The organism is Streptomyces sp. NPDC059957 (genome assembly GCF_042730015.1).
Classification (GTDB): Bacteria; Actinomycetota; Actinomycetes; order Streptomycetales; family Streptomycetaceae; genus Streptomyces.
This window is the reverse complement of sequence record NZ_JBHWMB010000084.1, coordinates 22,237-31,600: the sequence shown is the minus strand read 5'-3', so window position 1 is coordinate 31,600 and position 9,364 is coordinate 22,237. Positions and strand designations below refer to the sequence as shown.

The following is a 9,364-nucleotide window of genomic DNA, read 5'->3' as shown; positions in this document are numbered from 1 at the left end:
GCGGCGGCCTGTACGTCGGCGTCCAGCGTCGTCTGGACCTTCTTCGTCTTTCCCTTGACGAGGGTGAGCAGCGTCCGGTTCGGCGCGTCGGCGTCGGCCGGCTCGATCCAGGTCTCGACGCCGGGCTCGCCTGCGGCCCCGTCCGCGTACCGGGTCCGCAGGGTGTCCAGCACGGGGGCCAGCGACGGGTACTTCTCGGCGGTCAGCTCCCGGCCCGCGCGGTCCAGCGCCTGGATCGAGCCCTTCTTCGCCTCACCGGTCCGCAGGGTCGCGCCCTCGATCATCTTCGGGTGCAGCACCGCCGGCCGCCAGTCCACCAGCGCCCGCCCACTGCTCTTGCCCCGCACCACGGTCAGCTCCGAGGCGTACGCCAGCTCCTTCTCGTGCCCCTCAAAACTGATGGTCGCCTTCACCGTGTACGGCACCGTGGCGCCGCTCGCCGTGCCCGGCGTGACCACGGCGTTCTCCACATGCCCGGTCTCCCGGAAGCCGCGCAGCGCCTCCGCGGCCGCCGCCGGGTCGTCGGTCAGCGTCCCCGCCGCGTCCGCGTCCCCGCGGGCCCATGCCGCCAGGAAGTCCCGCGATGTCCGCTCGACCTCCTCGGCCGTAACCTCCCCGGACCCGTCCGCGTTCAGCGGCGCACCGCCCGAGTCCCCGCCCAGCATCTCGTAGCCCGCGACCCCCACCCCGCCGGCCACCAGGACGAACACGCCGCCGACGAAGGCGGTCTTCACTCGGCTGCGCATGGTGCAGTCCCTCCCCTGACGTCCAGGTAGGCCGTGTGGCTGGTGGAAGCGAAGTGCTGGGCGTCGGTGTCGACGTGGCGTACGCGCCAGGTCCCGTCGCTCACGCCCTTGAACTTGCGGCCGGCAACGCCGCCGCCGTCCGAGGGCACGTACACGTCCAGCTCGTAGTCGCCCATCCCGTCGAGCCGAAGCTCGTCGTGGGCCTCGTACCAGCCGGTGTCCGGCTCCTCGCAGCCGACCGTGTCGGATTCGTACCAGAACTTGTCCAGCGTGGCGACGACCACGTCACTGCCCACGGGCCGTACGTCCACCCGCGTCGGCGCGATGTTGTGGCCGCCCAGCGTCACCCGGAACTGGGTGCCGTTGGACACCTCCACCCAGGCATCCGGCACCGCGCCCGCGACGACAGCCGCCCGCGCGGCCGGCGCGGCGATGGCCGCGACCGGAGCCACGGCGGTCGCCACGATCCCGAGTGCAACCGCCGCACCGATGACGGTCATCGCCGTTCTGAACCCCTTCACACATCCCCCTGTACTACCTGCTCGACTGCTGCCTGCTGCCTGCTGCCTGCTGCCTGCTGCCTGCTGGAACCTTCGGGGACTCTGACCTGCGAGGCATGCCGAAGGTTGTACGCCGGACTTCTGCAAATGCCCGATCGGAGGACCGATCCACGGAGGCCCGTTCGCGCGGGTCAGCTGTACCGCGGCCTAGATAGATCGCCTCGGCGATCAGCACGTCGTTCCGCGCGGAGCACCCGTTCTTGGGGAGTAGGCCCGGGACGCGGCGGCAGGGTTGCCGCTGCTCCGTCTCCCCGGGCTTCTCGCCGAACCCGCCGTGCGCCTCTCAGCGCAACGGGCTCTCCACGACACCTGCCGCCAGGCCGGTTGAATCCATGGGTTGTGGATCTTGCTGCCGCGATGGCGGTACCGGACGATCGGGATATCCGCGATCCCCCTGCCCGGCACCCATCTCCCCGAGCCCCTGCCAGCAGGAGCGCGACGAACGACTCTCGCGCGCACCCGCCCATGACCGGACCCGCCCGACCCCAGCCGCCTGCCCGGCGCCCGCCGGTGCGGGTCCTGCTGCGCGACGGCGAGGTAGCAGGCCGGCTCGTACGGCGGTGGCAGACCGACACCGCGGTGCCGCTCTGGTGCGAGAACGCCCTGCCCGGTGCGGAACGGCCGTGGGAGCTGGTCCGCACCGGTCACCTGAACCACACCGGAATGTGGCACGAACTCGCGCCCGAGGACCGACACGCGTGGCTGTCGGTGGCCTTGTGGTCCCGGGAGTATCAACACCAGGGGAAGCCCGATGCGCCTGCAGGCGAGGTGTTCACCTTGGATGGTCGACACATCGTTGACCGGGACACCTTCTACTGCGCGATCGGTGAGGCCATCAACGGACCCGGTGGATGCTTCGGCTGGAACCTGGACGCTCTGGACAACTGTCTGAGGGGGTTGGGGCGCGACCGCTCCGTTCACCTTGCACTGGGACTTCTCTGCCAAGGCTCGGACGCGGTTGGCGGAGCGCGTGCCCGCCGGTGATCGCGAGGTTGTGCTGTTCGACCTCCTCCTGGAGATCTTCGAGGAACGGGGTGTGAGCGTCACCCTTCGGTGACAGCTCGTTGCTTCGAGGCATCTCTGGGGAGAGTCATTCGGACTCCTGCGGACGGCGGCGTGTGGGGATGCCGAGGTGGACAGCTGATCGCTGGGCTCGGCGTTGGGTCTCGTCGCGTTTCGCGCGGAGGAAGGTGAGGGTGAGGTCGATGCCCTCGATTTCACCGATCCAGCCTTCGGTCTCGGCCTGCGTCCTGCGTTGCAGGAGGTCGGCTTCGAGCTCGGAGAGCAGGGCGAGCATCTTGGGTTTGACGTGGAGCATCGGGCAGCGGATGCCTGCGTCCGGTGCTCCCTCCTGCGCGCCCCGACCCAGCCCAGCAGCTGGCTTGTGGAGATCCGCGACAACTTCCTCGACAGGAACGCCGAAGTCGAGCGCGAGGATTGGCTCGGTGAGATCGAGGCCCTGCGCATGCAGGCTCGACGGCGCCGAATCCAAAATCGACCAGATCGACGCCACCTCCAGAGGCATGCCGATCAACCTCGGCATGCCACGCCAGGCCGCCGCTCAACCCGCCCGGCCGAAGGGCGCAGCGCACCGCTGAGACAATGACGGGATGATCAGCAATGAGATCCGGTTCGGCTGCCATCACCGAGGCGACGGCGGCCCGCTCGTGGTGGTCCCTCACATCGACGGAGCACCACTCACCGAGCTGATCGACAGGTTCGAGATCTCGGCCAAAATGGAACCTGCAGGTGATGCCTACGGTGGTCTGATCCCGGCGTTCTTCCGGTTCGGCCCGATGCAGGACCACTTCCTCGGACGGTCCACCAGCGCCATGGGGCCGAAGACACCCGTCCTCGGTTGCGAATGCGGCGAGTGGGGGTGCTGGCCGCTCATGGCCCGCATCACCGCCACAGCCAACCTCGTGACCTGGGACGCCTTTGAGCAACCGCACCGCGAGACTCGCGACTACGTGCCATTCGGCCCGTTCCGGTTCGACCGTCACCAATACGACGACGCCCTGCGGGCCCTGAGCGCGGCGATCGGCTCCGACAGCGACGGCCCAAGAGCATGAACACTGCTGTCAGCCCGTCCTACCGACCGCCGTAGCGTCGCATCAGCGCAGAGCGAACCTCTGACGTACCTCTGAGCGCGGCCATTTCCTTCGGCCCCTGCACAACTCGACACGCCCCCGTGTCCTGGTCGACGAGGATGGGCCAGTTCCCTCCGACCCTGATCTGGCGCCCCTGTTCGTCCTTTGCAGTGGGAGACCACGTGAAGCCATAGACGCCCGTAATCGCCGGGGTCGCCCACAGGCCAAGCCTGAAGGCCCACTCGTCCCAACGGTCGGTCAGGGTCCGACCGAAGTCTTCAGCCAGCCTCCGTGCTTCGCTCTCCTCCAAGAAGCCCCTCCCTCACTCTTCAACACTTGAGAGAGCAGACGTTACGGGACTCAAGCAGGCCACCGAACGGGAGCTGCTGCGGTGCACGTAGCTCTGTACTTGGCGGTGCACGCAACGCGGAGGAGTACGCGGACAACTGGTTCAGAGAAGTGACCAGGCCGAAGCTGATCGCGCCGGACCAGGTGGGACGCATCAAGAGACCTCCGCTCACCCGCCCCCATCCATTCCAGCGTCGCACCACACCCACCCGCCCGCCCCCGCCGGCGGGTGGGCGCCCGGCCGCCGGTCGGTGCCGGCGGCCGGGCCACGGGCTAGCCGCGCTCCGGCCGGTCCCGACCCCACCGGGCCCCCACGCCATCGGCGCGCTTGACCAGTCGGGAAGCCGACAGGTCAGGTACTCGGCCGGTGCCGGCGAAGCTCCGTTCGACGTTCCTCGACGAAGTCCATCGCTTCGTGGATCGTGCAGCCGGACGCGTCCCGGTACGCCTTGATCGCATGGATGATCCGGCCGCTCAGGATCTCGCGGTCCACACTCTCGGGCAGGTTCTCCATAGGCTGACCGTACCGACGGGCGTTCGACCGCGCTGGTCAATATCACCCGGCAATCCGTCAAGATCACCTGCCAGAGGACGCACGGCAGCGCTGTGATTGGGCGCGATAGTTGTCACCGGTCTTGCCCCGCGACCTGCGGGTTCGACTCGGCTGGAGCGCAATCTCTGTCAGTAGGTGGGCAAGTTGGTTGTCACCTACCTCGCTTGGTCACGGTTGTTGTCACCACCGTTGTCCCGTCTCAAGCGATCCGGCCCCTGCCCCAGATGATCTGTTCCTACTGGACCAGGTCAGTTGAGACGCGGCGGTCGGCGGCGGAGCGCACGCGGCGCATCCGAAGTTCCGGGACCAGATCCGCTGAGATTCACGGGCCGGCTATGTCTCAAACGATCTGGTCGCCGCAGGTCACGGCCGTAGCCACGGACCAGATCATTTGAGACAGGACAACCGTCGAGCCTCCTAGGGCGCCGTCGCCGGGCGGGCCGGGAGGCGCGAACACCCCCGGGCTTTTGCCCGGGGGTGTGTGGGTGACGAGGTGGTGCAGGTGGGCGGACGGACGGCGAGGCGTGTGCCGATCACACCAGTAGCGCCTCACGCTCGGCGTGGTCCACCGCCAGCGCCCACCGGTGCTTGGTCGCCACCCACTCACCGACGTACCGGCAGTGCACCGCCGGGGCCGGCATCCACGTGGCCGGATCCTGTTCGGACTTCTGCCGGTTCGAGCGCGCGGTGACACCGACAAGGGTCACGTCGGAGCCGAGGTCGTTGCCGCACCGGCGGCTCCGCTCGGTCGTCCAGCCGTAGCCGCCGACTGGCGGGGAGCGTCATTCCGTTCGTGCCGTATTCCTCTGGTCATCCTCGTGGATCCGGCCTCACGGTCTGGCGTTTGGTCCGTGATCATGGAGCGGGAGTCCGACTCTCACCCCCGCCCTTCGACCGACCAGGAGCCCGCATGTCCATCGAGCTCGACTTCCCGGAATTTCCCTACGAGGAACCCCCCGGCGGCATCACCTGCTGGCAGAAGCCCTGGAACGGCGTCCTCGTCGTGGTGGACCAGATACCTTTCAAGACCGGCGACAAGGTCACGTTCCACATCACGGTCTGCAGCGACACCACCGGGCAGACCCCGGCCGCGGAGATCCAGGGTGTCGCGAGCATCACCGCCGACACCACCTCGGCCGGCTACACCATCCCCTGGGACGGCGTCCTGGACGCCGTCACCGAGGGATCCATCATCGCCTTCTACACGCTCACTCCCGCCGACGGCAGCGCGCCATCGACCTCACAGGAAGCCATCGTCCGGTACTCCCGCCAGCGGCCCGGCGGCACCATTTGCGGTCCGGACAGCTGACCGTTGGGTAAAAGTCCTCGCACCAGCTGCTGTGCTGCGAGCTGATGCGTGTGCGGCTGGACCGACACTCCGAGCATCGCCGGCCGACCGTCGGTGAACGTCATCGTTGCCCAGTACCGCCCGGCTGATCGCACCGGCATATCAGCAGAAACCAAACCATGTCCCACGGTTGCGTCACATGCAACATCGTGGCGTTGAACTGGGATCGCCCGAGGCAGAGGGCCCTCCATCACCTCCATGAGCCACGGACCACACCTTCCCGACCAGGTCAGAAGCGGTCACCGAGCAAGGCGGAATGATGCAGGCGACACAACTCCACTTGCTTCGAATCCCAGGCTTCGGCAAGCGGGACCATGTGGTCGACGTCCAGGGCCCCGGCCGGCGTCACCTCTCGCTCGTCGTAGTCGACCACCAGGTCCCGCCGGTCAGGGTGCAGCCCAGCCCGATCTCTGGGTACACGACCGCCTCCGCCAGGAGCACCTCAGCACGTGTGTTGCAGCCATCGGCCGGAATGCCGCCGGCGTTCCAGTGCCGGAAGGAAGTGCGTTGGCAGCCGGTCCGGTCCTCTACCGCCAACAGCAGCGACAACACCGCATGCCTGAACGCCGCCGATACCCCAGCGATCTGTCCGATGCCCGGTGGGATCTGGTGGAGCCGGTCCTGACTGCCTGGCGGTCCGAGCGTCGCGGCCTCGACATCGGCCGTCCGCCGGACTGACCTGCGGAGCCTGCTCGACGCAGTCCTCTACGTGAACCGGACCGGGATCCCGTGGCGGTACCTGCCGCACGACTACCCGCACTGGAACACCGTCTACGCCTACTTCGCACGCTGGCAGGAAGAAGGTGTCTTCGACCCGCTCAAAACCCTCCTGCGACGCCAACCCCGAAGGCAGGAAGGCCGCGAGGAAGAACCGACGGCGTGTGTCATCGACTCGCAGAGCATCAAGACCTCCATCAACGTCCCCGCCCACGAGCAGGGCATCGACGCCGGCAAGAAGATAGTGGGCCGCCAGCGGAGCATCGTCATCGACACCGTCGGACTCCTCCTCCAAGCCCTGGTCACCGCGGCCAGCGTGCAGGACTCCATCGCCGGCCAGACCCTCGTCGAGCACGCCGCCACCCTCGGCATCGACATGCACGTCCGCCGCAACCCCGCCACCAGGGGATTTACGTCCTACCCCGCCGTTGGACCGTCGAGAGAACCCTCGGCTGGCTCATGAACCACCGCCGCCTGGCCCGCGACTACGAAGCCCACCCACGCCGCTCCGAAGCGATGATCCACCTCGCGATGATCAACCTCATGACCCGCAGGCTCACCGCCGAATCCACGCTCAGCCAGCGCGGAGCGTGAACCACTATCAACCCGGTAATCCGGGACGAAACAACAGGATGAAACACCCTCTTACGCCCAAGCGATTCCACAACCCATCGGACACGACCTTGACGCGGAGGGCCGCGCTGTCGCCGTGGAGCTCACGGCCCCCGGCCACCCCTTGCGGCAGCACCTTCCCCACTGCGCGATACAGTCCTCCCCGTGGCGCGTCGAGTCCTCTCCGCGCCACCTCAGGGAGGAAACGATTTTGCGCACATCACTACTGAAGCGCCTGGCCACGGTGGCCACGGCGCTGGGGCTCACGTCGGCCGGCTTCCTCGGTACGGGCACGCCCGCCCAGGCCGCGATCAGCGACTGCCCGTCGGGCTACTTTTGCGCTTGGAAGACCGACAACGGCACCGGCGCGATGTACAAGACCAACGTGAACACGGCGACGCTCGGGACGTGGGACAACACGTTCCGCTCGGTCGTCAACCGCACCGACAAGTTCGCCTGTCTGTACGACGACCCGAACTACGGCGACGACACGGGCGCTGGCGTGATCGACCCGAACCCGTCGGGCACGGAGTGGGGCGGCCCTGGCAGCAACTCGGTCAGCTCGCTGAAGTTCGTCCCCACCGAGCGCGAGTGCATCCTGCCCGCGTACCCCGAGTGGTATGCGGCGACCGGCACCAAGGCGGCGGGCTTCGGCGACCTGAACGCCGACAAGAAGCCGGACGTCATCGCCCGCGACAAGGCCGGCCGCCTGTGGTTCCTGGCCGGTGACGGCACGGGCAAGCTCGTGGGCATCGGCGGCTGGAACGCCATGAACGCCCTCACCCGGCACGGCGACTTCACCGGCGACGCCCGCGAGGACGTCGTCGCCCGCGAGTCGGCCACCGGCAAGCTGTGGCTCTACGCGGGCACCGGCACGGGCGCCATCGGCACGCGCAAGCTGATCGGCAGCGGCGGCTGGAACGCCATGGACAAGATCACTGCCTTCGGCGACCTGACCGCCGACGGCCGCACGGACCTGCTCGCCCTCGAGAAGTCGACGGGCAAGCTGTGGTTGTACCCGGGCACGTCGACCGGCGCCATCGGCGCCCGCAAGCTGATCGGCAGCGGCGGCTGGAACACGATGAACGTCCTGGTTGCCCCCGGCGACATGAACGGCGACGGCCGGGCCGACCTGATCGCCCGCGAGGGCGCCACGGGCAAGCTCTGGTTCTACCCGGCCACCAGCAGCGGCGCCCTTGGCTCGCGCGTGCTGATCGGTTCCGGCGGCTGGAACGTCATGGCCTCCTTCCTCGCGGTCGGCGACTTCAACGCCGACGGCCGCAACGACCTGGCGACGATCACCAACAGCGGCTACGTCTCCCCCGAGTGCCGTGGTGTGGGCTGCCTGGTCCTCCATGCCGGCAAGGGGACGGGCGCGCTCACCGCGGGCGTCCCGGAGGACGGCAACTGGTGGGGCCTGAACGGCGCCTTCTGATCATTCCGACCGTCTGAAGCGGAGGCCTCCCCCAGGACCTGGGCGGAGGCCTCCGTCGTACCCTAGGCAGTGGGATGGGTGGGTCTGCGCAAGGTTGCAGCGCATGGACACAAAATGGGGGGGCCGCCCAGTTCCCAAGGGCTCAGATAGGCAGCGACGCCTGGTTCGCGAGTGCGTCGATCGGCGGCTACATGCAGTTCGGTGGTGCGGCCTTAGGCGGTGACGCCGCGTTCCGCGGAGCGACGATCGTCGGCGACGCCCAGTTCGTCGGCGCGGCCTTCGAAGGCGATGCCACGTTCCGCAAGGCAACGATCGGCGGCCACGCCGACTTCGGCGGGGTGACTTTCGGTGGCGACGCCCGGTTCGGCGGTGTGACGATCGCCGGCGACGCCACGTTCCGCAGGGTGGTGTTCGAGCACGTTGCAAGCGTAGGGCCACTGGTATGCACAGGATCGCTGGATCTGACGGGGGCGGTGTTTGGGACCGCCGTGACCATTGAGGCCGCGGCGGCCACTGTGGGCTGCCGCCGAACCCGGTGGGCTTCCACGGCCGTGCTGCGACTGCGGCACGCCACCGTGGACCTGAGCGACGCGGTGCTGGAATACCCAGTGAGCATCACCGCCCAGGCGAAACGCTTCACCCAGGATGAGCAGGAGATCCCGGAGTTCGGACTGACGGACCCCCGCGTGCGGGCCGCATCGCTGCGGGGCGTGGATGCGGCTCACCTGGTGCTGACCGACGTGGACCTCACCGACTGCTTGTTCGCCGGAACCGTCCACCTCGACCAGTTGCGGCTGGACGGCCTGTACGTGTTCGCCCACCCCTACCGGTCTACGTCGGCGCGGATTGGTGCCAGTGCACTGGACTCCACGGCGAACACTGGCCGAGGAGCACCACTGGCGTGGGGGACGACCCCCGCGCGAGGGGGGGGGGGGGACCGCGGCAGAAGGGGGAG

Annotated in this window: 12 protein-coding genes and 1 pseudogene; 7 read left to right on the top strand and 6 right to left on the bottom strand. The window is 68.3% G+C overall.

The window, feature by feature from the left end; all coding sequences use genetic code 11:
- A partial coding sequence (locus ACFWBW_RS35765) for an NTF2-like N-terminal transpeptidase domain-containing protein (RefSeq protein ID WP_385381962.1) occupies positions 1-746 on the bottom strand: 746 nt, incomplete at its 3' end.
- Positions 731-1,267: a hypothetical protein gene (locus tag ACFWBW_RS35760; protein ID WP_385381959.1), complete on the bottom strand. Its 537-nt coding sequence runs from the start codon at positions 1,265-1,267 to the stop codon at positions 731-733. The genes ACFWBW_RS35765 and ACFWBW_RS35760, both read right to left, overlap by 16 nt.
- A gap of 549 nt (positions 1,268-1,816) precedes the next feature.
- On the opposite strand from ACFWBW_RS35760, the gene ACFWBW_RS35755 reads away from it, so the two are divergent.
- Positions 1,817-2,290 (top strand): barstar family protein, encoded by a 474-nt coding sequence (locus ACFWBW_RS35755; RefSeq protein WP_385381956.1) that lies wholly within the window; start codon positions 1,817-1,819, stop codon positions 2,288-2,290.
- 106 nt (positions 2,291-2,396) lie between these two features.
- Here the strand turns inward: ACFWBW_RS35755 and ACFWBW_RS35750 are convergent, their stop codons facing one another.
- Complete coding sequence (locus ACFWBW_RS35750; protein WP_385381953.1) at positions 2,397-2,831, bottom strand: hypothetical protein; 435 nt, start codon at positions 2,829-2,831, stop codon at positions 2,397-2,399.
- An 85-nt stretch (positions 2,832-2,916) separates the two neighbouring features.
- Between ACFWBW_RS35750 and ACFWBW_RS35745 the strand changes: the two genes are divergently transcribed.
- The gene (locus ACFWBW_RS35745; protein WP_385381950.1) at positions 2,917-3,378 is read left to right on the top strand and encodes a hypothetical protein; all 462 of its coding nucleotides are present in this window, start codon (positions 2,917-2,919) and stop codon (positions 3,376-3,378) included.
- 718 nt (positions 3,379-4,096) lie between these two features.
- On the opposite strand, the gene ACFWBW_RS35740 is transcribed toward ACFWBW_RS35745, so the two are convergent.
- Together ACFWBW_RS35740 and ACFWBW_RS35735 are read right to left on the bottom strand one after the other, a co-directional pair.
- Positions 4,097-4,258 carry a hypothetical protein gene (locus ACFWBW_RS35740; protein WP_385381948.1) on the bottom strand — a complete coding sequence of 54 codons (162 nt, stop codon included), beginning with the start codon at positions 4,256-4,258 and terminating at the stop codon, positions 4,097-4,099.
- A 572-nt stretch (positions 4,259-4,830) separates the two neighbouring features.
- Positions 4,831-5,004 carry a hypothetical protein gene (locus tag ACFWBW_RS35735; protein WP_385381945.1) on the bottom strand — a complete coding sequence of 58 codons (174 nt, stop codon included), beginning with the start codon at positions 5,002-5,004 and terminating at the stop codon, positions 4,831-4,833.
- Positions 5,005-5,207: 203 nt separating this feature from the next.
- Here ACFWBW_RS35735 and ACFWBW_RS35730 point away from each other — a divergent pair, with 203 nt between their 5' ends.
- Positions 5,208-5,606, top strand: coding sequence for a hypothetical protein (locus ACFWBW_RS35730; RefSeq protein ID WP_385381943.1), 399 nt, complete (start codon positions 5,208-5,210; stop codon positions 5,604-5,606).
- Positions 5,607-5,931: 325 nt separating this feature from the next.
- Here the strand turns inward: ACFWBW_RS35730 and ACFWBW_RS35725 are convergent.
- Positions 5,932-6,230, bottom strand: a pseudogene (locus tag ACFWBW_RS35725) (HNH endonuclease); the annotation flags it as partial.
- A 124-nt stretch (positions 6,231-6,354) separates the two neighbouring features.
- Here ACFWBW_RS35725 and ACFWBW_RS35720 point away from each other — a divergent pair.
- The 4 genes from ACFWBW_RS35720 to ACFWBW_RS35705 all read left to right on the top strand — a co-directional run.
- The gene (locus tag ACFWBW_RS35720) at positions 6,355-6,825 is read left to right on the top strand and encodes a transposase (RefSeq protein WP_385381940.1); all 471 of its coding nucleotides are present in this window, start codon (positions 6,355-6,357) and stop codon (positions 6,823-6,825) included.
- Positions 6,771-6,956, top strand: a complete 186-nt coding sequence (locus tag ACFWBW_RS35715) for a hypothetical protein (protein WP_385381965.1) — start codon at positions 6,771-6,773, stop codon at positions 6,954-6,956. The genes ACFWBW_RS35720 and ACFWBW_RS35715 overlap by 55 nt, the downstream gene beginning before the upstream one ends.
- Before the next feature lie 229 nt (positions 6,957-7,185).
- Positions 7,186-8,409, top strand: coding sequence for an FG-GAP-like repeat-containing protein (locus ACFWBW_RS35710; protein ID WP_385381937.1), 1,224 nt, complete (start codon positions 7,186-7,188; stop codon positions 8,407-8,409).
- Positions 8,410-8,600: 191 nt separating this feature from the next.
- A partial coding sequence (locus tag ACFWBW_RS35705; RefSeq protein ID WP_385381934.1) for a pentapeptide repeat-containing protein occupies positions 8,601-9,364 on the top strand: 764 nt, incomplete at its 3' end.

Bases quoted from the DNA above. Each gene is read 5' to 3' on its own strand.
- ACFWBW_RS35750 (WP_385381953.1), bottom strand. From the start codon at position 2,831: ATGCCTCTGGAGGTGGCGTCGATCTGGTCGATTTTGGATTCGGCGCCG.
- ACFWBW_RS35740 (WP_385381948.1), bottom strand. From the start codon at position 4,258: ATGGAGAACCTGCCCGAGAGTGTGGACCGCGAGATCCTGAGCGGCCGG.
- ACFWBW_RS35730 (WP_385381943.1), top strand. From the start codon at position 5,208: ATGTCCATCGAGCTCGACTTCCCGGAATTTCCCTACGAGGAACCCCCC.
- ACFWBW_RS35745 (WP_385381950.1), top strand. From the start codon at position 2,917: ATGATCAGCAATGAGATCCGGTTCGGCTGCCATCACCGAGGCGACGGC.